Raw genomic sequence first — 23,351 nt, forward strand, 5'->3', positions numbered from 1 at the left:
GCCGCGTACGCGGCGGGTTCCCGCGCTCCATGGAGATCGAGCCATGCAACGCCGCGCGTTCCTGAAGCAAACCGCCTTGGGCGCCGCCGCTGGCAGCGCCGTCCTGATGGCGGCCCCCGCGATGGCGCAGGGTGTTCCCCCGGTGCCGCAGGATGTCCCTCCGGTGCCGCAGGATGCCCCCGAGCGGCCGCAGGATACCCCCGTGGTCCCGCAGGATGCCTGCCCGGCGGCGCAGAATGCTCCTGTAGCCGCGCAGAATGCCCCCAGGGTTTCATGGCGGCTGGCATCCAGCTTTCCCAACGAATCGCCCACGCTGTTCGCCGGTGCGGAAGACGTGGCGCGCTTCGTGGCCGAAGTGACGGACGGGCGCTTCACGATCGAGATCTTTCCCGCAGGAGACCTGGTGCAGCCCGGCCAGGTGCTCGAGGCGGTGCAGCACCGCGTCGTCGATTGTGGCCACACGGCGTCCACGCGCTATTTCGACACCGATCCCGCGCTGTGTTTCGATGCCGCCGTGCCGTTCGGGCTGAATACACGCCAGATGAATGCGTGGATGAATCAGGGCGAAGGCCTGGCGCTGACGCGCGTCCTGTTCGACAAATACGGCATCCTCAACTTTCCGTGCGGCTATACCGGCGCGCAGATGGGCGGCTGGTTCCGCGGCGAAATCAAGACCGTGGATGACCTGCGCGGGCTCAAGGTGAAGGCCGGCGGATTCGCCCGCCATGTGCTGTCGCGCCTTGGCGCCGTGCCGGTCGAGGTTCCCGCGGCGGAGACGTACACCGCCCTGGAGCAGGGCGTCGTGGACGCCGTGGCCTGGATCGGGCCGTACGACGACGAGCGCCTGGCGCTCTATAAGGTGGCGCGCAATTATTATTTTCCGGGCTGGTGGGCGGGCACACTGCAACTGTCGCTGTACGTGAACCAGGGTGCCTATGACGAGCTGCCCAAGTCCTACCAGTCCGCGCTGGCGCTGGCCTGCAACATGGCCTCCAGCAACATGATCGCCAAATACGACGCCGGCAATCCGGACGCGCTGCGCCGGCTGGTGTCGCAAGGAGCGCAATTGAAGGCGTTTCCCAAGCCGGTGCTGCAAGCCTGCCAGGAAGCGTCGCTGGCGGCGTATAAGGACTTGAGCGCCAAGCATCCGATGTTCAAGAAGCTCTACGACAGCATGCTGGCGTTCCAGCACAAGCAGGTCCCGTGGTTCCGGATGGCCGAGGGCAGCTTCGACAACATGGTGGCGACGCTGGGCCTGCCGGGCGCGTAGTCGAAAGTCCAGGCCCAGATATACTGATTCTGCAAGTCGCGCTGGGCGACGTTAGTAAAGAGTGTCATGCGTACACGCATCAAGATCTGCGGGCTGACCCGCGAACAGGATGTCGACGCCGCCATTTCGGCGGGCGTGGATGCGATCGGTTTTGTCTTCTATTCCAAGAGCAGGCGCTGCCTGACCCCGACGCGCGCCGCGCAGTTGCGTCGCAGGGTGCCGGCCTTTGTCGACGTCGTTGCGCTGTTCGTGAACCCCGCGCAGGACGAAGTCCAGGCCGTGCTGGATCAGGTGGGCCCCGAACTGCTGCAGTTCCATGGGGACGAAACCCCGCTGGAGTGCGCCCGTTACGGGCGCCGGTTCCTGCGCGCCTTCCGCGTCGGCGCGCCCGGCATGGACACGGCGGAAAGCCTGGCGTCCAGCTGCCGCGCGTACGGCGAGGCTGCGGGCTGGCTGTTCGACAGCTATAGCGCCGGCTACGGCGGCAGCGGCCACGGCTTCGACTACGCGCTGCTCGACGACGTGCGGGCCGATCCCATGTCGCGCCCGCTGATTCTGTCGGGCGGATTGAACGCCGAAAACGTGGGCGGGGCCGTGCAGTTGGTGCGTCCTTGGGCGGTCGATGTAAGTAGCGGCGTCGAAGTCGAGCAAGGAATAAAAAGTTCTGATAAAATCTCGTTCTTCGTTGCTGCGGCACATGACGCAGACACGAAGTGAAGGATGAATAAGTAGTACACCAACTAGTGGTAGTACACCAAGTAGTGCGGAAGGGAAGATGTGCCAGCTGAAAATGCAGCACTTCAAACCACTTCGGAACGCATTGCGATAAGAGGTTTTCAGGCAAATGCCGAAGCACTCTGAACGCAATGAAAAATGCAAAAAATCTTCCAAGACGATTTGCACAGTTCAAAAAAGCACTATATAATTCTTCTTCTTTGCAGGCGGTTAGCTCAGCTGGTTAGAGCGCCACGTTGACATCGTGGAGGTCGTTGGTTCGATTCCAATACCGCCTACCAAATTCCTGCAAAGGTGTGCCCGATAGAGCTAGTCGGACACAGACCTGAAAAGCCGCGAAAGTCTTTTGACTTCGCGGCTTTTTGCTTTGGTCTCTTCGTTCGGTGTCTTCTTTATGTCGTTGTGCCTGTTTTCGCGCATTGGTTTCGATAATCGTGGCGCTCTCGAAACGTTCTGACGCGTTAACGCGTTTCTTGATCGTCCATTGAAATGGAATGGCATCCGGATGCCGATTTTGGAATGGCATCAAGATGCCGTGGCACTCGCAAATCCGAATGCCGCAGACACCGGTTCCCGGACTGCGGCATTATTGCTTCTTTGATCGCGGCGGTATTGCGCGACTGTCTGCCGTCAGTGGCATTGGGCGTTTCACCAGGATAAATCCATGCAGTTGCGCGGCAAGCTCGCATTCCTGAATTCCTGCCTGTGGCTTGCGGGCTGCGTGGCGCCGGCGCCCCAGGCGCAGCAGGCGCGCGCGGATGAACTGCCGATGTACGGCGCGCGCAAGCCGGCCGGCGCGGCCGTCGGCGGCGCCGACGACGAGTCGATCGCGCAGGCTGCCCGCTCATACGGTTCCCGCAGCGCGGCGTCCCAAGCCCTGGTTGAGCAGGGATACCGTCTGCATCGGGAGGCTCAGCCGGGCATGGCCATGCGGCGTTTCAACCAGGCGTGGCTGCTGAATCCCGACAATGCCGAGGTGTACGCGGGATTTGCGGTGGTCCTGGAAGACCAGCGCAAGTTCTGCCAGGCCATGAGCATGATGGACCGCGCCGTCAGCCTGCATCCGCCGACGTTTCGCGGCATCTATGCGGATGCGGGGCGGATTGCCGCGCGGTGCGCCGCGGAAGACAGGACCTTGCCGCCCGAAGCGCGCATCGCGGCCACGGCGCGTTCGGACGAGTGGTATCGCAAGAGCGAAGCCGTCGAACCCGACAAGGGGTATCTGTATGCCTCGTGGGCCACCGCCTACTACTGGCGCGGCCAATATGGCGAAGCCTGGGCCATGGTGCACCGGTCTCGCGCCGCAGGCGGCAATCCCAGTCCGGCGTTCGTGGAAATGCTGCGCGCCAGGATGCCCGAACCGGCGCCCTCCTGAAGTGCGCGGCGGGCGATCCGTCCGGCCATTTGCGATATCCTGCTGACCATCATGATGAGAGCACTTTGGTTATGCCTGGGTTGCCTGATGCTGGCGTTGGGCGTCATCGGCGCGTTCCTGCCGGTCATGCCGACGACGATTTTCCTGATCCTGGCGGTGGCCTGCTTTTCCCGGTCGTCGCCGCGGCTTGAGAAATGGCTGCTCGACAGTCCGACGTACGGCCCGTCGCTGCGCGCCTGGCGCGAGCAGCGGGCGGTGTCGCGCAAAGGCAAGGCGTACGCCAGTGCGGGCATGGCGGCGGGCTACGTCCTTTTTTTCTGGAGCGCGCACCCCTCGCTGCCGCTGGCCATCGGCGTGGGCGTCTTTTTCCTGGCCAGCGCGGCCTATGTCGTCAGTCGCCCGAGTCCGAAGGCGGACGATTCCAGCAAGGAACCGTCCGTCAAGTAGCGCGCCCCGGTCAGTGGGAATGCCGTGGATCGCCGCGCGTCTCCACCACTTTCAGGTACAGCGTGGCGGCCTCCAGGCAGCCGCCCGTCGACAGTTGTCCAACGGTCTGACGATACAGTTCCTGCCAGGGCGTCTGCGAGGCCGGCGCTTCGTACGGCGGTTCCTGCCTGCGTTTTTCCAGTTCCGATTCGTCCACCAGCAGGGTGACCGACCGCTGGTTCAGATCGACGCGGATCCGGTCTCCGGTGCGCAGCAGCGCCAGGCCGCCGCCCACGGCGGCTTCAGGCGACATGTTCAATATGGACGGGCTGGCGGACGTGCCGCTCTGGCGGCCGTCGCCCAGGCAGGGCAGGGAATCGATGCCGCGCTTTAGCAGGTGCGAGGGCGGCGCCATGTTGACCACTTCTGCGCTGCCAGGGTAGCCGACGGTGCCGGCGCCACGGATCACCAGCATGCAGTGTTCGTCGATGTTCAGGGCGGGATCCTCGATGCGCGCGTGGTAGTCCTCGGGGCCTTCGAATACGATGGCGCGCGTCTCGAATGCGTTCTCGGAGCCGGGTTCGGACAGGTACGCGCGGCGGAACGCTTCGCCCACCACCGACATCTTGATGATGGCGCTGTCAAAGAAGTTGCCCGACAGCACGATGAAGCCGGCGCGATGCTTGAGCGGCGCATCGCAACTGCGGATCACGTCGGCGTCGTGGGTTTTCGAGGCTGCGGCGATGTCGCCGATGGTCTTGCCGGACACGGTCGGACAATCGGCATGCAGCCGGCCGGCGGCCAGCAGCTCGTGCAGGACCGCCGGCACGCCGCCCGCGCGGTGAAAGCCTTCGCCCAGGTATTCGCCCGCGGGCACGCAGTTGACCAGCAGGGGCACGTCTTCGCCCAGCCGTTGCCAATCGTCCAGGCTCAGGTCGATGCCCGCATGGCGGGCCATCGCGATGAGGTGAGGCGGGCAGTTGCTGGACGCGCCCAGCGCCGACGCCACGACGATGGCGTTCTCGAACGCCTGGCGCGTCATGATGTGGGAGGGGCGCAGGTCTTCGCGCACCATGTCGCAGATGCGCATGCCGGTGGCGTAGGCCATCTGGCCGCGCTCCCGGTAGGGAGCGGGGATGCTGGCGCAGGTGGGCAGCGACATCCCCAGCGCCTCGGCCAGCGAGTTCATCGACAGCGCCGTGCCCATGGTGTTGCAGTGACCGATCGACGGCGATGAGGCGGTGGCCAGGGTCATGAAGCCTTCGTAGTCCAGCTTGCCCGCGGCCATCAGGTTGCGCGCGTGCCAGATGACGGTGCCCGATCCGACGCGCTGGCCTTCGTGCCAGCCGTCCAGCATCGGTCCGCCCGACAGCACGATGGCCGGAATGTCGACGGTGGCGGCGGCCATCAGACAGGCGGGGGTGGTCTTGTCGCAGCCGGTGGTCAGGACCACGCCGTCCAGTGGATAGCCATGCAGGATTTCCACCAATCCCAGGTAGGCAAGATTGCGGTCCAGCGCGGCGGTGGGCCGCCGGCCCTGTTCGGCCAGCGGATGCACCGGGAACTCCATCGGGATGCCGCCCGCGTCCCGGATGCCTGCCTTGATGCGCTCGGCCAGCGCCAGGTGATGCCGGTTGCAGGGCGCCAGATCGCTGCCGGTCTGGGCGATGCCGATGATCGGCCGTCCCGACTGCAGTTCCTGGCGCGTCAGGCCGTAGTTGAGATAGCGCTCGACGTAGATCGCCGTCATGTCGGCGTGCGAGGGATCGTCGAACCATTTCTGGCTGCGCAGTCTGCGCGGTGTCTGGGACATGGTGGTCTCGCTTGCTTCGGTTGCAGGTCGGCCCGGACCGGGTCCGGGCCGCCAGCGCTAGTTGCGCGCCTTCTGGATTTCGTCGTTGAGCTGCTTCACCAGTTCGGGGCCCAGCTCCTGCGTGTACTTGTCGACGACGGGCTGAACCTTCTGCCGCATGCGGGCGACTTCCTCGGGCGTGACGGTGTTGATCTTCATGCCGTTTTTCTCGAGCGTGCCCATGGCCTTGGTGGAATCGGCGCGGCTGTCCTGCCGTTCGAAGTCGCGCGATGCCGCGGCGGCCTGGCGGATCAGCTTCTGCTCGTCGGGAGACAGGGTGTCCCACCATTTCTTGGACGCCAGCACCACCCAGGGCGTGTAGACGTGGCGCGTGATGGTCAGGTAGGGCTGCACTTCATAGAACTTGCTGCTCTGGATCGTGGTGATGGGGTTTTCCTGGCCGTCCACCGTGCGGGTTTCCAGCGCGGTGAAGAGTTCGGAGAACGGCATGGGAACGGCGTTGGCGCCCAGGGTGTTGAAGACGCCCAGCGCGATCTGGTTCTGCATGACGCGCAGCTTGATGCCTTGCAGATCCTCGGCCCGCGTGATCGGACGCTTGGAGTTGGTCATGTTGCGAAAGCCGTTCTCCCAGTAGACCAGGCCCACCAGCCCCTTGGCCTCGAGCTTCTTGAGCAGGTCCTGCCCCAGCTGTCCGTCCAGCACGGCGTCTGCCTCTTTTTCGCTGTTAAAGAGAAAGGGCAGGTCGAACACGCCGAATTCCTTGACCATGCCGGCCAGCGGCGCGGTGGAGCCCACCATCATTTCCTGCGCGCCGCCGACCAGCGCGCTCTGCATCTGCTCGTCGGAGCCCAGATTGGCGGACCCGAAGGTCCTCATCTTGAGCTTGCCGCCGCTGGATTTCTCCAGTTCCTGCGCCAGGAAGCGGGCGGCGCGGCCCTGCACGCTTTCTTCGTTCAGGCCGTAGCCGAAACGGATCAGGCGCGGTTTGACGTCCGCGGCCGCGGCCACGCCGGCCACGGTGCAGGACAGCACCGTGGCCAGGACAAGAATGCGGGTCTTGAAGTGCTTGATCATGGTGTTCCTCCTTGGGGTTTTTCAATGCCGCTAGTGCATCCAGCGTGCGGGTACGGTGATCAGCTCGGGGAAGATCACCAGCAGGACCAGCAGCAGCGTGTAGGCCACGACGTAGCGCCACACCCCTCTGCAGATGGTTTCCATATTGATGCGGGCCACGCCGCACACGACATTCAGCACCGTGCCTACGGGCGGCGTCAGCAGACCGACGCTGCCGACCATGACGAACATGACGCCGAAGTACACGGGGTCGATGCCGGCCTTGGTGACGACCGGCATGAGCACGGGTCCCAGGATCAGGATGGTGGGCGTCAGGTCCATGACCGTGCCGACCAGCGTCAGCAGGATCAGCAGCGCGAACATCAGCAGCTTGGGCTGGTCCATCACCGGTTCGAGCAGGGCGATAAGGTCCTGCGGCAGATCCGCCAGCGTGATCATGTAGGAAGAGACCATGGCGGCCGCCACCAGGAACATGACGACGGCCGTGGTGCGGGCGGCGTTGATGAAAAGCGGTCCCAGGTCGCGCCAGCCGATCTCGCGGTAGACGAAGAGGCTGACCAGCAGCGCATAGACGGCCGCGACGACGGCGGCTTCCGTCGGCGTGAAAATGCCGCCCCGCAGTCCGCCGATGATGATGACGGGCAGGAACAGCGCCCACAGCGATCCACGCAGGGCCTTCAGCCGGTTGCTCCAGGGCTCGCGCGGCGAGGGCGTGATGCTGCCGTGCTTGCGCGCCACCCAAGTCCACACCGCCACCAGCGTCAACCCCATCATGAGGCCCGGCGCGATGCCGGCAAAGAACAGCTTGGTGATCGACACATTGGTGGCGACCCCGAAGATGATGAACGAGATCGACGGCGGGATGATGGGGGCGATGATGCCGCCAGAGGCGATCAGTCCCGACGCCTGGCCTGCGTCATAGCCTTTTTCGCGCAACATGGGGATCAACAACGATCCCAGCGCCGCGGCGTCGGCCACGGCGGAGCCCGAGAGCGAGGCCAGCATCACGCTGGCGAAGATGGCCACGTAACCCAGGCCGCCCTGGATGTGTCCCACGAATGTGTTGGCCAGATGGACGATCCGGCGCGATATGCCGCCGGCGTTCATCAATTCGCCGGCCAGCATGAACAGGGGCACCGCCATCAGCGTGAAGCTGTTGGCGCCGGACAGCATGTTCTGGGCCAGGAGCTGGGTGTCGTAGAAGTCCAGCTGGAACATCATGACGATCGCGCTGATGATCAGCGCGAAGGCGATCGGCATGCCCAGGGCGATCAGCCCCAGCAGAACGGCGAGGAAGACGGTCAGGATCATTGCGGATATCCGGGCGGATGGTTGGAGGCGGGGCGCAGGGCCAGGTCAGACCAGGGGGTCTTCCGGGCTGGACTCCGCCGGCAGGGGACCGCCCGCGATCACGCGGACCAGATCGATGAGCGTCAGGATGCCCATGACGACGGCGGCATAGAAGCCGGCCGCGTTGAACACGGCCAGGGGCATGCCGGTAACGGGCAGCACGGTGTCCATGCCGATGACCGTCTGGACCCAGCCGCCTTCGGCCATCAGCCACAGCACCCACAGGACCAGCAGTTGGCAGACGATGTGCGAAACGCGCCGGGCGGCCGGGCCGAAGCGCTCGACCAGCATGGTCACGCCGATGTGCTGGTGTTCCCGGAGTGCGATCACCGCACCCAGGAAAATCATCCACACGAAGGCCAGCCGGGAGACCTCGTCGGAAACGTTGATGCCGGAGTTGAAGAGATAGCGCAGCGCCACGTTGCCGAACAGCAGCACGACCATGACGACCAGACAGGCGACCATCAGCCAGGTCTGCAGCGCAAAGGACCAGTCCGCAGCCCGGGCCAGGGGGGAACGATCCGGCCGAGCGGGGCCGGGCCGCCCCGATGGGGATGCATGCATGTTTGTCTCCTATCCGTTTCCCGGAATTTTTTAGGGTTATGCTGGGAATGATGTTAGCGCTAACATTTTCGCTTTGGCAACCCCCTTTTTTTGCGTCAGACTACGCGCTTCGACCTATCGAGAGGGCCCATGTCCGTCCGTAAACCCAGAACCTCGCGCGCCGGGCGCGTCACCATGCAGGACGTGGCGCGCCGCGTGGGCGTCAGCGCCATCACGGTATCGCGGGCCCTGCGCACGCCCGACAAGGTGGGACAGGAACTGCGCCAGCGCATTGCCCGGGTTTGCCAGGAACTGGGCTATGTGCCCAACCACGCGGCCAGCGCGCTGGCATCGGCGCGGTCCCAGACCATCGTGGTGCTCATTCCGTCGCTGAGCAACGTGGTGTTCGTGGACATCATCTCCGGCATCAAAGAAGTGCTGGACCGCAACGGGTACCACATGCTGATCGGGGTCACGGGATACTCGCCGGACGAGGAAGAGGCCTTGCTCCGCAAGTATCTGCAGCATTCGCCGGACGGGCTGGTCCTGACCGGCATCGATCACAATCCCGGCGTGTGGAAACTGCTGCGGGCACAGGCCATTCCCACCGTCCACACGATCGAAACGCTGGACGGCGCCGAAGACATGAGCGTCGGGTTTTCGCAGTTCGATTCCGGGTACGCCGCCGGGCGCCATCTGGTCGAGCGCGGCTACCGCCGCATCGGCATCGTGGGCGCCCAGCTGGATCCGCGTTCACTGCGGCGCTGCGAAGGCTGCCGGCAGGCGCTGCGTGACGCGGGCCTGTATGACCCGGCGCTGGAGATCATGACGCCCGAGAAATCGTCGATCAGCCTGGGGGCCGCATTGATGGAGGACCTGCACGCGCGCCACCCCGACTGCGACGCCGTCTTCTTCTGCAACGACGACCTGGCCCAGGGCGCCGTCTTCCAGTGCGGCCGCGCGGGGCTGCGGGTGCCTGAACAGATGGGCATCATCGGCTTTCACGACCTGGCGGGCACGGCCTGGACCACGCCGCCATTGTCGACCATTGCCACGCCGCGCTACCAGATCGGCCTGTCCGCGGCGCAACTGCTTATGCGGCATCTGGCGGGCGAAGTCGTCGCCGAACGGCATGTGGATCTGGGCTTCACACTGGTCCAGCGCGAAACGAGCTAGCGCGGCGCCGGTTTCTGCGCGGCGTCACTGCGCGCGGCGCAGCGCCAGAAATACGCCGGACACCATGATCAGCCCCATGCCGGCCAGCGCCAGCGCGTCGGGAGGGCGTTGGAACCAGAAGGTGCTGAAGCCCACCGCCAGCAGCAGCTGGAAGTAGTTCAGGGGCGCCAGCGTGGCGGCCGACACGCGCTGGAAGGCGGCGATCAGCAGGATCTGCGCCAGGCCGCTGCAGGCGCCCAGGCTGACGATGATGAGGGTATCGGCCAGGCCGGGCCACGGATCCGGCAGGAAGAAAGGCGCCGGCAGCGCGGTCACGAGCAGGCAGATGAAGGCCGTGTACGCGTATTGCACCGGACCGGGCACCTTGCCCGACAGCTTGCGCGTCAGCACCTGGAAGATCGCGTAGCTGACGGCGGACACCGCCATCAGCAGCGTGCCCAGGGCGGGCAGGTCGGATCCCGGCCGCACGATCAGCAGCATGCCGGCAAACCCCGCGCCGACGGCCGCCCACTGCGCGGGGCGCACGCGCTCCCCCAGCATCCACGGCGACAGCGCCACCATGATCAGCGGCGCCGTGAAGTAGATGGCGGTGGCCTCGGACAAAGGCATCCAGATGAGCGCCGTCATGAAGCACGTGGCAACCGTTGCCAGCATGACGCCGCGCAGCACCAGCAAGGGCTTTTCCGGCGCGTCGCGCAGCCGGACCCCGCGGCCATGGCGCCACAGCATGGCCACCGCCAGCGTCACCACCGCCAGATAGCGCATGACGTTCAGGAAGGGGGCGGGGTAGCGCTCCAGCATCTGCTTGGCCCCGGCGTCGAAGGTCGCGAACGCGACCAGCGCGGCGAAGAAAAGCAGGATCCCGGCCTGGCGCGTGGCGGACTGGGCGGGCAACGAGGCGGGTACGGCGCTCATGGGGCGGGGCTGCCTTCAGGCGCGGGCTTGCGCCATGCCCTGGATGAAGGCGTCCAGCGCCGGCCCGATGGCCTGGACCATGTAGCCGCCTTCCTGCACCACCACCGTGGGCACGCCCAGGCTGGCCACGCGTGCGCCGATGTCGCGGTAGGCGTCCATGTCCAGCTTGAGCACGCTGATGGGATCGTCCTTGTAGGTGTCAAAGCCCAGCGCCAGGACCAGCGCCTGGGGTGCATAGCCGGCCAGCGCTTCCAGCGCGCTGTTCAGGGCCCGCAGGAAGTCCTGGTTGCCGGCGCCATGGGGCAAGGGCAGGTTCAGGTTGAAGCCTTCGCCGGGGCCCTGTCCGCGCTCGTGCGCGTAGCCCGTGTAGAAGGGGTAGTAGCCGGAGGGATCGGCGTGCAGCGATACGGTCATGACGTCCGCGCGCTGATAGAAGATGTTCTGCGTGCCATCGCCGTGATGGGCATCCACGTCCAGCACCGCGACCTTGGACCACGTTTGCAGCAGACGGGCGGCCGCGGCGGCGCTGCTGTTCAGGTAGCAGAAACCGCCCGCGCGGTCGCGGTGGGCGTGGTGGCCGGAGGGACGGCACAGGGCATACGCCGTCTGGCCGGTGCCGGCGACATGGTCCGCGGCGGCGACGGCGCTGTGGGTGGACCGGAGCGCCGACCGCCAGGTCTGGGGGCCGATGGGGCAGGACAGGTCGCTGAGGTAGTAGCCGGTCTGCGCCACGATCGAGGGCGACGGGCAGGGGCCGCGCCCGGTCATGTCGATCCGGCCGTTGTAGTAGGGCGAAAGATTGGGCAACACTTCCGGCCCCGGGTCCACGCCCGGCGCTTTCATGGCCTGCCAGCGCGCGTAGGCGGTCTCCAGGTAGTCCAGGTAATCCTGGCTGTGGATCTGCTCCAGCGGCTTGCGGCCGTAGTCGGCGGGCGCTTCGACCCTGACGCCCCGGGCTGCCAGCGCGCCCTGCAGGCTTTCGGCACGCGAGGGCAGGTCGGTGGGCGCGCTGATGCGCCCCAGCCGCATGAACTGTTGGGGCGAATGCAGCAACTGTTCTTCCGAAAAAAACGCCTTCATGGATGTCCTCGGTGGGTCTCGGGCGGGTGTCTGCGCCCAGGCGGTTACGCGTGGCCCTGGGCCTGCTTGAGCTCGATTTCGACGAACACGAACTCGGTATCGCCGGGATTGATGACATTGTGCTCGACGCCGACAGGCCGGTAGTACGCCACGCCCGTGGTGAGCTGGCTGGTCACCTGGCCGTTGGGCGTGTCCAGCAGCAGGGGGCCGGTGGTTTGCGGCACCACCACGTAGTTCATGCCGTGCCGGTGCCAGCCGGTTTCCCCGCCCGGCGGAAAGCGCCATTCGGTGACGGTGACCAGTTCGTTGTCGATCTGCACGGTGGGAACGGCGGCGGGGCGTTGCATGGATTCTCTCCTGGGTTCAATCATGGATGGGAAAAGGGCTCAGGCGGCCTGCGCCTTGGTCGGATCCCAGTGCTGGCCGGGCACGGCGGCGATCAGCTGCCGGGTATAGGCATGCTGGGGGTTGTCGAAGATCTGCGCGGGCGATCCGTATTCCACCACCTTGCCGCGGTGCATGACCAGCACCGAATTGCAGATCTGCGCCGCCACGCGCAGGTCATGGGTAATGAACACCAGCGCGATCTTCAGCCGTTGCTGCAGGTCATGCAGCAGTTGCAGCACCTGCGCCTGCACGGAAACGTCCAGCGCCGACACCGACTCGTCGGCCACCAGCACCTTCGGTTCGAGCGCCAGGGCCCGCGCGATGCCGATGCGCTGGCGCTGCCCGCCCGAGAACTGGTTGGGATAGCGGTCGAAGGCGGACGGATCCAGCCCCACCAGCGACAGCAGTTCGCGCACCCGCGCTTCCGCCTGGGCCCGCGGCACGCCATTGGCGACGGGGCCGTCGCTGATGATGCGGCCGACGGTGTGGCGGGGGTTGAGCGAGGCGAAGGGATCCTGGAAGATCATCTGGATCTCGTGGCGCATGGGGCGGAAGCGCGACTCGGACAGGGCGGCGATGTCCTGGCCGTTGAAAAGCAGCTGGCCGCCATTGATGCCCACCAGCTTGAGCAGGCACTTGCCGATGGTGGACTTGCCCGACCCGGACTCGCCCACGATGCCCAGCGTCTCGCCGCGGCGCACGGCAAAGCTCACGCCGTCCACCGCATGGACTTCCCGCTTGCCGCCCAGCCAGCCGTGGCCGATCACGTAGGTTTTCTTCAGGTCCTTCACTTCCAGCACCGGCCGGTCGCTCGCGGCGGCGGTGCGCTCCTCGCCACGGCGGTGCGGCACGGCGGCGATCAGGCGCTGGGTATAGGGATGGCGAGGCCGGTTGAGCACTTCGTCGGCCGGGCCTTGCTCGACCAGTACGCCTTTTTCCATGACCGCGACGCGGTGGGCGATCTCGGCCACCACGCCGAAGTCGTGCGTGACGAACATCACGCCCATTCCTTTTTCCTTCTGGATGCGGGCGATCAGCGCCAGGATCTGGGCCTGGGTGGTGACGTCCAGCGCGGTCGTGGGCTCGTCGGCGATCAGCAGCGCCGGCTCCAGCGCCAGCGCCATGGCGATCATCACCCGCTGGCGCTGGCCGCCCGACAGGCGGAAGGGATACACGTGATAGAGCGTGGCCGGGTCGGGCAGTCCCACGAATTCCAGCAGTTCGAGCGTGCGTTTCAGGCGTTGCGCGCCGGGGTACGCGTTATGCACGCGCATGACTTCGCTGATCTGCTCGCCGACCGTCATCAGCGGATTCAGGGCCGACAGCGGCTCCTGGAAGATCATCGCCATGTCCTTGCCGCGCATGGCCTGCAAGGCGGGCTCGTCCAGCGCCAGCAGGTCCTGGCCGCGGAACAGGATGCGGCCTTGCTGCGGCGTCAGGTAGTCGGGCAGGAGCCCCATGATGGCGTTCGCGCTCATGGACTTGCCCGAGCCGGATTCACCGACGATGCACAGGATTTCGCCGGCGCGGATGTCGTAGGACACGTCCTGCACGGCGTAGGGGCGGTCGCCGCCCTTCGGGAGCGCAATGCTGAGATTCTGGATGGACAGCAGCGGCGGGGTCTCTTTCATGTCGGCCTCCTATTCGCCGCGCTTGCGCAGTTGGGGGTTGAGGGCATCGTTCAGGCCTTCGCCGATCAGGTTGATGGCCAGCACCGTCAGCAGGATCGCCACGCCTGGCCAGACGCTCATCCACCAGGCCTCGCGGATCATGGTGCGCGCCGCGCCGATCATGAAGCCCCAGCTCATCAGGTTGCGGTCGCCCAGGCCCAGGAAGGACAGGGACGATTCCGTCAGGATGGCGGTGGCCACCATGAAGGACGCCGAGACGATGATGGGCGACATGGCGTTGGGCAGGATCTGGGTGCCGACGATGCGGGCGGGCGTCTGCCCGATGACGATGGCCGCCTGCACGAATTCGCGCTGCTTGAGCGTCATGAATTCCGACCGCACCAGCCGCGCGGCGGGCGGCCACGACACCACCGCGATGGCGCCCATGATGGAATACACGGACGGGCTCAGGATCGCAACCAGCACCACGGCCATCGCCAGTTGCGGAATGGTCTGGAAGAACTCGGTGAAGCGCATCAGCGCGTCGTCCACCCGTCCGCCGCAATAGCCCGCCACCGAACCCACCAGGATGCCGAACAGCAGCGCCACGGCGGTCGACAGCAGGCCCACCATCAGCGACACCCGGGCGCCCCACACCAGTCCCGCGGTGATGTCGCGGCCCAGCATGTCGGTGCCGAAGGGATAGTCGGCATTGGTGAAGGGGGGAATCAGCGGATCGGCCACCATCATCCACGGGGACTCTTCGTACAGCAGCGGAGCGGCCAGGGCCACGACAACCACGACCAGCATGATGATCAGGCCGGCCACCGCCCCGTAATTGCGCATGTAACGTTGGGCGAATGACTTCATGCGGAGACTCCTTGCTGCGCGCCTGCGGCGATGCGCGGATCGATCAGGCGGTAAAGCACGTCGGTCAGCAGGTTGAAGACCACCACCATGATGGAGGTGACCAGGAAGATCCCGAGCAGCAGCTGATAGTCGCGCTGCAGCAGGGCGTCGAACATCAGCCGGCCGATGCCCGGCCAGGCGAACACGGTCTCGGTCAGGACGGCGCCTCCGGCCATCTGTCCAAGCTGGATGCCGGCGAACGTAATGACGGGAAGCAGTGCGTTGCGCAGCACGTGGGCGCGGATCACGCGGCTGGGGCTCACCCCCTTGGCGCGCGCCGTCTTCACGAAGTCCATGCCGATCACCTCCAGCATCGATGCGCGGGTCAGCCGGACGTAGACCGCCATGAAGAAGCAGCCCAGGGTGACGGTGGGCAGGATGAGGTGCTGGGCGATGTCGCCCGCGCGCGCCCAGCCCGTCAGGCCCGCGCCCACCGTCTCCATGCCGAACGCGGGCAGCCAGCCCAGCACCACGGAAAACAGCAGGATGCCCATCAGCGACAGCCAGAACAGCGGGGTGGCGTACAGCAGCAGGGCGCCGGTCATCACCGAGCTGTCGATCCAGCGCCGCTTGTTGCGGTAGCGCGCCTTGGCGGCCACCACGCCCAGCAGGACGCCCAGCACGATGGAAAACACGAAGGCGCAGGACATCAGCAGGAACGTGGCGGGAAGGCGCTCGACGATCAGGTCCAGCACCGGCACATGGTTGCGGTAGGAAAAGCCCAGGTCGAGCTGGAGCACGCCCTTCAGGTACAGCAGCAACTGCGTCAGGACGGGCTTGTCCAGGCCAAAGGCCACGCGCAGCTGTTCGACGTAGGCGGCGTCGCCCGCGCCGGCCTGGCCCGCCAGCACGGCGGCGGGGTCGCCGGGCGCCAGGCGGATCAGGAAGAAATTGATGATCACCACGCCCAGCACCACCACCAGGGCCTTGCCGATGCGGGAAAGAAGGAAAGTCAGGAATTTCATGCTCTGGGGTCCTCTCAGGTCGGGCGCGGAGCGTTCATGCGTGTCCGTCGCGCGGCCGGGGTGCGCCGCCGCGGGAACATCCGCGGCGGCGTCTTGCAGCGCTTACTTCTCGATGTAGACGTCGTCGAACGACTCGTTCAGGCCGATGGCCGTCTTCACCAGGTTCTTCACGTTGGCGCGGTAGAGCGTGGGGAACTCCATGTCCACCATGAAGCCGTTGGCCACCTCGTTGACCAGGGTCGTCTGGATCTTGCTGTAGAGCTCCTGGCGTTTTGCCGGATCGACTTCGGAAGCCGCGGCTTCCCACTGCTTGTCGGTCTCGGGATTGCTGTAGCCCTGGACGTTGGCGAAGGGCGAGCCCTTGACGATGTTCGACGAGATGTACAGCCGCTGCACGCCCAGCGCGGGGTCGCCGTACTGGTAGGTGAAGTTGGTTGTCAGGTCGAAGTCCCAGTTGCCGGTGCGGCTGGCCCAGCCGCCCGCGTCGGTGGATTCCAGGTTGACCTTGAAGCCCAGCTGTTCAAGCGCCTGCTTGGTGTATTCGCCCAGGCGGTCCCAGGTGGAGCCGTACGGAAAGCTCAGCTGGCGGATCGTGTAGTCCTCGGGCTTGATGCCCGATTCCTTGATCAGCGCGCGCGCCTTTTTCATGTCGAACGCCATGGCCGGCATGTTCTTGTCGTAGAACATCTCGGTGGTCACGAAGGGGCTGGTCGACACCTTGCCCAGGCCGAAGAAAATGTTGTTGACCACCATGTTGCGGTTCATGGCGGCCATGACGGCCTGGCGCACCTTCAGGTTGTCGAAGGGCGGCTTGCGCATGTTGAAGATCAGGTAGGCCTGTGGCGAGAACATCTCCCAGCCGGCCGTGGTGTATTCCACCTTGGGCAGGGCGCGCAGGCGCTTGATGTCGACGTTGTCCACGTCGCCGCCGCGCAGCACGTCCACGCTGCCGCGCTCGAACGCCACGGCGCGCGAGGCCGCGTCGGGAATCACGTTGAACACCAGTTCATCCAGGTACGGCATGCCCGGCTTCCAGTAGTCGGGGTTGCGCGTCAGCTTGATGTATTCGCCGCGCTTCCATTCCTTGAACATGAACGGCCCGGTGCCCACGGGCTTCTGGTTGGCCGGGTTGGTCATGTAGTCGGTGCCGGCGTAGAGGTGCTTGGGCATCATCGGCGCAAAGCCCGGCTCGAACATCAGCATAAAGGCCGGAAACGGCGATTTCAGCTTGATCACCACGGTCTTGGCATCGGGCGCCTGGACCGAATCGACGAACTTGTTCAGGATGACGCGGGCGCGCGCATGGGTTTTGGGCAGCATGTCCGCCAGCGAGAACACCACGTCGTCGGCCGTGAAGGGCTTGCCGTCATGCCACTTCACGTTGTCCTGCAGATGGAAGGTGTAGGTCAGCCCGTCCGCGGAGGCTTCCCAGGACTTGGCCAGGCCGGGCTGCGGCTTGAGGTCGGTGGAATAGGTCAGCAGGCTTTCATAGATCTTGCCGGCGACGAACTGGGTCGGCCCCTGCTGGTTGATGGCCGTGACGATCACGGGCGGTTCGGGCTGGACGATCATGTTCAGCGTGCCGCCCTTGGTCTGAGCCAATGCCTGCGTGGCGGGCAGCGCGGCCGCGAGGACCAGTGCGCCGATGCTGAGGGAGAACCATTTCTTAGATTTCACTGCGAGCCTCCGGGCTGGAAAGGGTCTGACAGGCGGCCGCTTCATGCGCGGCGAACGCCGTGCCGGAATAAGCAAACCTCATGCCACCTGCGCTTCTTGGGTACTGCGGGTGGAGCTGCTGCAACAATGCTTCGTTTAGGTGCTGGGTAAGGCGCCGCGCACCAATGCGGCGAAATCAGCGGTGCATGGCGCGTGCGTGGCTGCGCGTGCCTGCGCAGCGGGAACGGGGCGTGCGAGCGTCGGCGAAGGGCGCGCGCGGCGACGCCTGGGCCGGGCAGGGCCCGGGGGCGTCGATGTCGGCGGCAATGCGTTGAGTGTCCGGCTGCAAGTTTTTCCCCTTTGCATTTTTGTTGGACGAATCAGGCGTGCGGTCTACGGCATGGGCAAGCGGGCTTGGCGGCTACACGGTGATATCGATCCATGTGGTTTTCAGGTCGCTGTATTTGTCCAGCGCGTGCAGCGACTTGTCGCGGCCAAAGCCCGATTGCTTGACGCCGCCGAAGGGCACGGTGATGTCGCCGGCGGCATAGGTGTTGACCCAGACCAGGCCCGCGCGCAGCCGGCGCGACAGGCGATGGGCCCGTCCCAGATTGGCGGTCCAGAGGCCGGCGCCCAGGCCGTACGACGAATCGTTGGCCAGGGCGATGGCCTCGTCTTCGGTATGGAAACGCTGCGCCGCCAGTACCGGGCCGAAGATCTCCTCGCGGACCAGCGCGCTGCCGGCGTCGACGCAGTCGAAGATGGTGGGCTCGATGTAGAAGCCGCCGGTGTCGGTGCGGACCTGGCGGCCGCCGATGCGCAAGCTTGCGCCCTGGCTCGCGCCGGCCTCGATGCGCGCCATCACGGAACGCGTCTGCCGCTCGTCCACCATGGCGCCCAGCGTGGTTTCGGGGTCCAGCGGGTTGCCGGGCTTCATGGCGGCGGCGTGCGCGGCCACCTTTTCCATGAAGGGTTCGTAGATGGAGTCGTGCACATACAGGCGCGAGCCCGCGATGCATACCTCGCCCTGGTTCGAGAAGATCGCCAGCGCGGCGATGAGCGCGGCGCGGTCCAGGTCGGGGCAGTCTTCGAAAATGATGTGCGGGGATTTGCCGCCGCATTCCAGCCAGACGCGCTTGAGGTTGGATTCGCCGGAGTAGCTCATGAAGCGCTTGCCCGTGGCGGTGGACCCGGTGAAAGCCAGGCAATCGACGTCGGGATGCACGCCCAGCGCGCGGCCGGCTACCGGGCCCGTACCGGGCACCACGTTGAAGACGCCCGCGGGGATGCCGGCTTGCTGCGCCAGGGCGGCCAGGCGCAAGGCGCTCAATGAGGATTGCTCGGCGGGCTTCAGGATGACGCTGTTGCCCGCGGCCAGCGCGGGCGCCACTTTCCACGCCGCCATCAGCAGCGGGTAGTTCCACGGGACCACGGCCGCCACCACGCCGACCGGCTCGCGCGTGACCGTGGCGAGCACGTCGGGACCGGCGGGCGCGATCTCGTCATACAGCTTGTCGATGGCCTCGCCGTACCAGGCATAGGTCTGGATGGTCTCGGGCAGGTCGAACGCCAGCGCGTCGCGGATGGGCTTGCCCATGTCCAGCGTTTCGATCAGCGCCAATTCTTCCGTGTGCGCTGAGATCAGCGCGGCCAGCTTCAGCATGCGCGCCTTGCGGTCGCGCGGCGCAAGCGCGGACCAGACGCCGCTGTCGAAGGCGCGGCGGGCCGCGGCCACCGCCCGGTCGACGTCGGCCTGGCCGCAGGCGGCCACGTCGGCCAGCTTGCGGCCGTCGATCGGGCTGGTGGCGGGGAAGGTGGCGCCGTCGGCGGCGTCGGCGTAAGCCCCGTCGATGTAGGCCTGGCCGCGCAGCGCCAGCGTTTCCGCCTTTTGCTGCCAGTATTCAAGGGTGTGCAGTGACATGGCGATGACCTTGGAGAGGGCGCTAGCGCGCGCCGTTGGCCCGAGCCACCATGGCGTCGAGCAGTACATTGCAGCCGGCTTCCAGGTGGTCCGGCCGCGCATCTTCGATTTCGTTGTGGCTGATGCCGTCCTTGCAGGGCACGAAGATCATCGCGGTGGGCGCGACCGCGGCCATGTATACGGCGTCGTGGCCCGCGCCGGTGACGATGTTCATGGCGGGCAGGGCGCGGGCGGCGGCGCCCTGGCGCACCTTGTCCACGAGGTCGGCGTCGAAGGGCGTCGGCGGAAAGTACTGCACGTCCTTCACTTCGACGCGCACGCCGTGCGCGACGGCGATGTCGTCGCAGATGCGCCGCCATTCCTGGTCCATGCGCGTGAGCGTCGCTTCGTTTTCGTGGCGCAGGTCGGCGGTGAAGCGGACCTGCCCCGGGATGACGTTGCGCGAACCCGGGTGGGCGTGGATCTCGCCCACGGTTCCGCGTCCATGGGGCTGGTGCGTGTTGGCGATGTTCACCACGGCCTGCAGCAGGAAGCTGGCGGCGAACAGCGCATCGCGGCGGATCGGCATGGGCGTCGGGCCGGCGTGCATTTCCATGCCGGTCACCGTGATGTCGTACCAGCGCAGGCCGAGCGAACCGGTCACCACGCCGACGGTTTTCTCTTCGTGCTCAAGGATGGGACCCTGCTCGATGTGCGCTTCGAAGTAGGCATCCACCGGCCGGCCGCCCACCGGGTCGGAGCCCGCATAGCCGATGGCCTGCAGTTCGTCGCGCACGCTGATTCCCTGCGCGTCGCGCGCGGCCAGCGCGGTCTCCAGGGGAAACTTCCCCGCGAACACGCCCGAGCCCATCATGACGGGCACGAAGCGCGAACCTTCCTCGTTGGTCCAGATGGCCACTTCCAGCGGGGCTTCGGTGGTGACGCCGGCATCGTTGAGCGTACGCATCACTTCAAGGCCGGCCAGCACGCCGTAGCAGCCGTCGAACTTGCCGCCGGTGGGCTGGGTGTCGATATGGCTGCCCGTCATGACCGGCGGCAGGTCGTTGTTGCGGCCAGCACGGCGGGCAAAGATGTTGCCCACCTGATCCACGCGCACCGTCATGCCGGCATCGCGCATCCAGCCCGTGACAAGGTCGCGGCCCTGGCCATCCAGCGCGGTCAGCGCCAGCCTGCAATTGCCGCCCTTGGGCGTGGCGCCGATTTGGGCCAGGTCCATCAGGGACTGCCACAGCCGGTTGCCATCGATGGACAGGGAAGGGGTCGTCATAAGTCGCCTCGGTGATTGGGGGGTATCGGGGAAAGTCGATTTAGCCGGGCCTGCCGGGAAAGCGGCGTTGGCAGCGGCGCCAGGCGCTGGCCGGCGCTAGGTGTCCGGCGGAATCCTTCCGGGTGCGTCGCCGAAGTCTTCCCGCAGCCGCGCCAGGATGCCCAGCAGATGCGCATGCATGGCATGACGCGCCCGGATGGGGTCGCGCGCCAGGAGGGCGGTCAGGATGCGCTGGTGCTCGGCATGGGCCGTGGCCCAGACCTTGGCGTCGACGAAATAGTCCTGCATCCGGCGATACACCGAGCTGGACAGGGTCAGGTTCCACAAGTGGGCAACGGTGGCGGCCAGCGCCGCATTGCCGCAGGCTGCGGCGATGGCGCCATGGAACTCGCGGTCGTGGCGGCCCGGGGCGTCGGTCAGGGACATGCCTTCGTGGGCCTCCCGGATGGCGACGAGCTGTGCCGGGGTTGCGTTCTGCGCGGCCATGCCGGCGCATTCCGGCTCGACGATCAGGCGTGCTTCCAGCAGGTCGAAGGGGCCGATGTCGTCCCGGCCGCGCGCAGGATCCATTGCGCCGGACGCCGCGGTCGCGGCGGCGCCTTCCTTGTCGGCGACGAACACGCCCGTGCCCACCCGCACTTCGACGTAACCCTCGATCTCAAGCGCGATCAGCGCCTCGCGGATCGATGCGCGACTGACCTGCAACTGTTCCGCCAGATCCCTTTCCGATGGCAGGCGCCGTCCGCGGGGGAAATCGCCCGCTTTGATGCGGCCGGCGATCTGGTCGGCGATCATGCGGTACAGGCGGGTGACGGCAACGGCTTGGAAGGTGCTCATCGGGCGGTTCGCGCAATGTTTTGGCCTGGTGGTCAGGCCACTAATATAAGCACCTTGATATTGAAATAAAAGGAAAATCCTCCTGCTTCAGGGAAAACGATGTGAGGGATACCACCTCTTTTCGTCTGGTGGTCAGGCCAGTTAGGACAAGGATGGACGCCGCATGGCGCGACGGCGTCCGGCGGGCGCTATTGGGGGTCTTCGTCGGGGTCGGGCGTCTGCGTGAAGGCGCGCACCAGGCGCGCGATGCCGTCGAGCTCGTCGTGCGCGCCCACGACCCATTCGGGCTTTTCGAAAGGGCTGTCCGACGGCGTGCGGTCCAGGTTCGCCTTCAGGTCGTCCAGCAGTTCCAGGGCCATGTCGGTGGCCTGCGGGCTGCTGCGGGTGGATAGGGCGATGGCGATCGCCAACGCCTGGCGCATGGCCAACAGCCGGCCGTCCAATTCGGTGTCCATTTGCATGTCCTTGTTTTGCTTCATGAATGCCTGCATTTTAGGGCCGGACCAAGTTGCCGCCGAGCCCGCGCGTTTTGCCCGGAGGCAGGCTCCTTGCCGGGCGTTTGCGCAAGATCAAGATCCGGACGGCAGCACAGGCGAATAATTCAGGGTATGCAAGCCGCTCTACGCCCTCAATCTTTGGAAACGCCGGCGCCCGCCACCGCCGAGCCGTTTTTTCCTCCGCAGCTGCTGGCCCGGCTGGACAAGAACGGACCGCGATACACGTCGTATCCCACCGCCGATCGCTACCACGGCGGCTTTGGCGAACAAGACTACCGGCTGGCGCTGCAGCAGCGGCGCGCGGTCAGCCCTGCCGAGCCGCTGTCGCTCTACGTCCACATTCCCTTCTGCGAATCGGTCTGTTATTACTGCGCCTGTAACAAGGTGGTGACCCGCCACCACGACCGCGCCGCCCGCTATCTGGATGCCCTGTCGCAGGAAATCGCGCTGCACGTGCAGGAACTGGGACAGGGCGTGCCGGTATCGCAGATGCACTTCGGGGGCGGTACGCCGACCTTCCTTTCCGACGAAGAACTGGCGCGCCTGATGGGCGATCTGCGTGGGGCTTTCCATTTCCTGCCTGATGCCGAAATCTCCGTTGAAGTGGATCCGCGCACGGCCACCCCCGAGCGTCTGGCCTATCTGAAGCAACTGGGCTTCAACCGGCTGAGCTTCGGCGTCCAGGACTTCGACAAGCGCGTGCAGGTGGCGGTGCACCGCGTGCAGTCCTACGAAGACGTCGCCGCGCTGATGCATAGCGCACGGGCATTGGGCTATGCGTCGGTCAACGTGGACCTGATCTACGGCCTGCCCTTGCAGACCGCCGAGTCCTTTGCCCGCACGATTGAACAGGTCATCGCGTTGCGGCCCGACCGCATCGCGCTCTATGCCTACGCGCACCTGCCGGAACGCTTCAAGCCGCAGCGCCGCATCATTGAAGCAGACCTGCCCGACCGCGCCACGCGCGTGGGGCTGCTCAGCGCGGCGATCCAGGGGTTCCTGAAGCAGGGCTACACCTACATCGGCATGGACCATTTCGCGCTGAACACCGACGCGTTGGCCATTGCCAAGCAGCGTGGCGAATTGCACCGCAATTTCCAGGGCTACAGCACGCAGCCCGACCGCGACCTCATCGCGCTCGGCGTGTCCGCCATCGGCCGCATCGGCAACACCTACAGCCAGAACGCCAAGGTGCTCGACGAATACTACGCGGCCATCGAAGGAGGGCGGTTCGCTGTGGAGAGAGGGTTGGCGCTCAGCCCCGACGACCTCGCGCGGCGAGAAGTCATCATGGACATCATGTGCCAGGGACGCGTCGATTTCGCGCGCATCGAAGCACGCCATGGCCTGCGGTTTGGCGACTACTTCAGCCGCGAGCTCTCCCAGATGGCAAGCCTGGCCGAACTGGGCCTGGTCAACCTGCACCTGGGAGAACTGCGCGTGACCGGCCTGGGCTGGTACTTCGTGCGCGCCGTGGCCATGGCTTTCGACGGGTACCTGCGCACGGTCGCCACGGGCGCCAGCTACTCCCGCATCATCTGATTC

At 66.0% G+C, this 23,351-nt stretch carries 21 protein-coding genes and 1 tRNA gene; 7 read left to right on the top strand and 15 right to left on the bottom strand.

Going from position 1 to position 23,351, the window contains the following annotated elements:
• The first annotated feature begins 43 nt into the window (after positions 1 to 43).
• The 5 genes from ABE485_RS11880 (at position 44) to ABE485_RS11900 (ending at position 3,827) form a co-directional block, all read left to right on the top strand.
• Positions 44 to 1,270, top strand: a complete 1,227-nt coding sequence (locus tag ABE485_RS11880) for a TRAP transporter substrate-binding protein (protein ID WP_346515503.1) — start codon at positions 44 to 46, stop codon at positions 1,268 to 1,270.
• A gap of 66 nt (positions 1,271 to 1,336) precedes the next feature.
• Positions 1,337 to 1,987: a phosphoribosylanthranilate isomerase gene (locus ABE485_RS11885; RefSeq protein WP_346515504.1), complete on the top strand. Its 651-nt coding sequence runs from the start codon at positions 1,337 to 1,339 to the stop codon at positions 1,985 to 1,987.
• Positions 1,988 to 2,209: 222 nt separating this feature from the next.
• Positions 2,210 to 2,286, top strand: a tRNA-Val gene (locus ABE485_RS11890).
• 383 nt (positions 2,287 to 2,669) lie between these two features.
• Entirely contained in the window at positions 2,670 to 3,380 is a 711-nt protein-coding gene (locus ABE485_RS11895; protein ID WP_346515505.1) for a hypothetical protein, read from the top strand.
• Positions 3,381 to 3,431: 51 nt separating this feature from the next.
• Positions 3,432 to 3,827: a YbaN family protein gene (locus ABE485_RS11900; protein ID WP_346515506.1), complete on the top strand. Its 396-nt coding sequence runs from the start codon at positions 3,432 to 3,434 to the stop codon at positions 3,825 to 3,827.
• Between the two features lie 10 nt (positions 3,828 to 3,837).
• Here the strand turns inward: ABE485_RS11900 and ABE485_RS11905 are convergent, their stop codons facing one another.
• From ABE485_RS11905 to ABE485_RS11920, 4 genes are read right to left on the bottom strand one after another with little or no spacing between them, the layout of a single operon-like run.
• Complete coding sequence (locus ABE485_RS11905; RefSeq protein ID WP_346515507.1) at positions 3,838 to 5,619, bottom strand: IlvD/Edd family dehydratase; 1,782 nt, start codon at positions 5,617 to 5,619, stop codon at positions 3,838 to 3,840.
• A 57-nt stretch (positions 5,620 to 5,676) separates the two neighbouring features.
• The gene (locus ABE485_RS11910; protein ID WP_346515508.1) at positions 5,677 to 6,693 is read right to left on the bottom strand and encodes a TRAP transporter substrate-binding protein; all 1,017 of its coding nucleotides are present in this window, start codon (positions 6,691 to 6,693) and stop codon (positions 5,677 to 5,679) included.
• Positions 6,694 to 6,723: 30 nt separating this feature from the next.
• Positions 6,724 to 8,004 (bottom strand): TRAP transporter large permease, encoded by a 1,281-nt coding sequence (locus ABE485_RS11915; RefSeq protein WP_346515509.1) that lies wholly within the window; start codon positions 8,002 to 8,004, stop codon positions 6,724 to 6,726.
• 45 nt (positions 8,005 to 8,049) lie between these two features.
• On the bottom strand, positions 8,050 to 8,607 hold the full coding sequence (locus ABE485_RS11920) for a TRAP transporter small permease (protein ID WP_346515510.1): 558 nt from the start codon (positions 8,605 to 8,607) through the stop codon (positions 8,050 to 8,052).
• 129 nt (positions 8,608 to 8,736) lie between these two features.
• Here ABE485_RS11920 and ABE485_RS11925 point away from each other — a divergent pair, with 129 nt between their 5' ends.
• Complete coding sequence (locus ABE485_RS11925) at positions 8,737 to 9,762, top strand: LacI family DNA-binding transcriptional regulator (protein WP_346515511.1); 1,026 nt, start codon at positions 8,737 to 8,739, stop codon at positions 9,760 to 9,762.
• 24 nt (positions 9,763 to 9,786) lie between these two features.
• Here ABE485_RS11925 and ABE485_RS11930 read toward each other — a convergent pair whose 3' ends face one another.
• From ABE485_RS11930 to ABE485_RS11980, 11 genes are all read right to left on the bottom strand, one after another.
• Positions 9,787 to 10,677, bottom strand: a complete 891-nt coding sequence (locus ABE485_RS11930) for a DMT family transporter (RefSeq protein ID WP_346515512.1) — start codon at positions 10,675 to 10,677, stop codon at positions 9,787 to 9,789.
• Positions 10,678 to 10,692: 15 nt separating this feature from the next.
• A complete protein-coding gene (locus ABE485_RS11935) occupies positions 10,693 to 11,757 on the bottom strand; it encodes a histone deacetylase family protein (protein ID WP_346515513.1) in 1,065 nt (354 codons plus the stop codon).
• Positions 11,758 to 11,801: 44 nt separating this feature from the next.
• Entirely contained in the window at positions 11,802 to 12,104 is a 303-nt protein-coding gene (locus tag ABE485_RS11940) for a cupin domain-containing protein (RefSeq protein ID WP_346515514.1), read from the bottom strand.
• A 39-nt stretch (positions 12,105 to 12,143) separates the two neighbouring features.
• Positions 12,144 to 13,775, bottom strand: coding sequence for an ABC transporter ATP-binding protein (locus ABE485_RS11945; RefSeq protein WP_346515515.1), 1,632 nt, complete (start codon positions 13,773 to 13,775; stop codon positions 12,144 to 12,146).
• Positions 13,776 to 13,784: 9 nt separating this feature from the next.
• Positions 13,785 to 14,624 carry an ABC transporter permease gene (locus tag ABE485_RS11950; RefSeq protein ID WP_346515516.1) on the bottom strand — a complete coding sequence of 280 codons (840 nt, stop codon included), beginning with the start codon at positions 14,622 to 14,624 and terminating at the stop codon, positions 13,785 to 13,787.
• Positions 14,621 to 15,628 (bottom strand): ABC transporter permease, encoded by a 1,008-nt coding sequence (locus tag ABE485_RS11955; RefSeq protein ID WP_346515517.1) that lies wholly within the window; start codon positions 15,626 to 15,628, stop codon positions 14,621 to 14,623. Before ABE485_RS11955 ends, ABE485_RS11950 begins: the two co-directional genes overlap by 4 nt.
• Before the next feature lie 102 nt (positions 15,629 to 15,730).
• On the bottom strand, positions 15,731 to 17,305 hold the full coding sequence (locus ABE485_RS11960; RefSeq protein ID WP_346515518.1) for an ABC transporter substrate-binding protein: 1,575 nt from the start codon (positions 17,303 to 17,305) through the stop codon (positions 15,731 to 15,733).
• Positions 17,306 to 17,705: 400 nt separating this feature from the next.
• On the bottom strand, positions 17,706 to 19,205 hold the full coding sequence (locus ABE485_RS11965; RefSeq protein WP_346515519.1) for an aldehyde dehydrogenase: 1,500 nt from the start codon (positions 19,203 to 19,205) through the stop codon (positions 17,706 to 17,708).
• Between the two features lie 22 nt (positions 19,206 to 19,227).
• The gene (locus tag ABE485_RS11970; RefSeq protein WP_346515520.1) at positions 19,228 to 20,472 is read right to left on the bottom strand and encodes a Zn-dependent hydrolase; all 1,245 of its coding nucleotides are present in this window, start codon (positions 20,470 to 20,472) and stop codon (positions 19,228 to 19,230) included.
• A 96-nt stretch (positions 20,473 to 20,568) separates the two neighbouring features.
• Positions 20,569 to 21,309, bottom strand: a complete 741-nt coding sequence (locus tag ABE485_RS11975; protein ID WP_346515521.1) for a FadR/GntR family transcriptional regulator — start codon at positions 21,307 to 21,309, stop codon at positions 20,569 to 20,571.
• Positions 21,310 to 21,497: 188 nt separating this feature from the next.
• Positions 21,498 to 21,764, bottom strand: a complete 267-nt coding sequence (locus tag ABE485_RS11980) for a hypothetical protein (RefSeq protein ID WP_346515522.1) — start codon at positions 21,762 to 21,764, stop codon at positions 21,498 to 21,500.
• A 153-nt stretch (positions 21,765 to 21,917) separates the two neighbouring features.
• Here ABE485_RS11980 and hemN point away from each other — a divergent pair, with 153 nt between their 5' ends.
• Positions 21,918 to 23,348: an oxygen-independent coproporphyrinogen III oxidase gene (gene hemN / locus ABE485_RS11985; RefSeq protein WP_346515523.1), complete on the top strand. Its 1,431-nt coding sequence runs from the start codon at positions 21,918 to 21,920 to the stop codon at positions 23,346 to 23,348.
• Positions 23,349 to 23,351: the final 3 nt, after the last annotated feature.

It is taken from the genome of Achromobacter spanius (assembly GCF_039673305.1).
GTDB classification, from domain to species: domain Bacteria; phylum Pseudomonadota; class Gammaproteobacteria; order Burkholderiales; family Burkholderiaceae_B; genus Achromobacter; species Achromobacter spanius_F.

Bases quoted from the DNA above. Each gene is read 5' to 3' on its own strand.
- ABE485_RS11910 (WP_346515508.1), bottom strand. From the start codon at position 6,693: ATGATCAAGCACTTCAAGACCCGCATTCTTGTCCTGGCCACGGTGCTG.
- ABE485_RS11925 (WP_346515511.1), top strand. From the start codon at position 8,737: ATGTCCGTCCGTAAACCCAGAACCTCGCGCGCCGGGCGCGTCACCATG.
- ABE485_RS11920 (WP_346515510.1), bottom strand. From the start codon at position 8,607: ATGCATGCATCCCCATCGGGGCGGCCCGGCCCCGCTCGGCCGGATCGT.
- ABE485_RS11905 (WP_346515507.1), bottom strand. From the start codon at position 5,619: ATGTCCCAGACACCGCGCAGACTGCGCAGCCAGAAATGGTTCGACGAT.
- hemN (WP_346515523.1), top strand. From the start codon at position 21,918: ATGCAAGCCGCTCTACGCCCTCAATCTTTGGAAACGCCGGCGCCCGCC.
- ABE485_RS11940 (WP_346515514.1), bottom strand. From the start codon at position 12,104: ATGCAACGCCCCGCCGCCGTTCCCACCGTGCAGATCGACAACGAACTG.
- ABE485_RS11970 (WP_346515520.1), bottom strand. From the start codon at position 20,472: ATGACGACCCCTTCCCTGTCCATCGATGGCAACCGGCTGTGGCAGTCC.
- ABE485_RS11955 (WP_346515517.1), bottom strand. From the start codon at position 15,628: ATGAAATTCCTGACTTTCCTTCTTTCCCGCATCGGCAAGGCCCTGGTG.
- ABE485_RS11950 (WP_346515516.1), bottom strand. From the start codon at position 14,624: ATGAAGTCATTCGCCCAACGTTACATGCGCAATTACGGGGCGGTGGCC.
- ABE485_RS11895 (WP_346515505.1), top strand. From the start codon at position 2,670: ATGCAGTTGCGCGGCAAGCTCGCATTCCTGAATTCCTGCCTGTGGCTT.
- ABE485_RS11880 (WP_346515503.1), top strand. From the start codon at position 44: ATGCAACGCCGCGCGTTCCTGAAGCAAACCGCCTTGGGCGCCGCCGCT.
- ABE485_RS11975 (WP_346515521.1), bottom strand. From the start codon at position 21,309: ATGAGCACCTTCCAAGCCGTTGCCGTCACCCGCCTGTACCGCATGATC.
- ABE485_RS11930 (WP_346515512.1), bottom strand. From the start codon at position 10,677: ATGAGCGCCGTACCCGCCTCGTTGCCCGCCCAGTCCGCCACGCGCCAG.
- ABE485_RS11935 (WP_346515513.1), bottom strand. From the start codon at position 11,757: ATGAAGGCGTTTTTTTCGGAAGAACAGTTGCTGCATTCGCCCCAACAG.
- ABE485_RS11885 (WP_346515504.1), top strand. From the start codon at position 1,337: ATGCGTACACGCATCAAGATCTGCGGGCTGACCCGCGAACAGGATGTC.
- ABE485_RS11965 (WP_346515519.1), bottom strand. From the start codon at position 19,205: ATGTCACTGCACACCCTTGAATACTGGCAGCAAAAGGCGGAAACGCTG.
- ABE485_RS11945 (WP_346515515.1), bottom strand. From the start codon at position 13,775: ATGAAAGAGACCCCGCCGCTGCTGTCCATCCAGAATCTCAGCATTGCG.
- ABE485_RS11915 (WP_346515509.1), bottom strand. From the start codon at position 8,004: ATGATCCTGACCGTCTTCCTCGCCGTTCTGCTGGGGCTGATCGCCCTG.
- ABE485_RS11980 (WP_346515522.1), bottom strand. From the start codon at position 21,764: ATGGACACCGAATTGGACGGCCGGCTGTTGGCCATGCGCCAGGCGTTG.
- ABE485_RS11900 (WP_346515506.1), top strand. From the start codon at position 3,432: ATGATGAGAGCACTTTGGTTATGCCTGGGTTGCCTGATGCTGGCGTTG.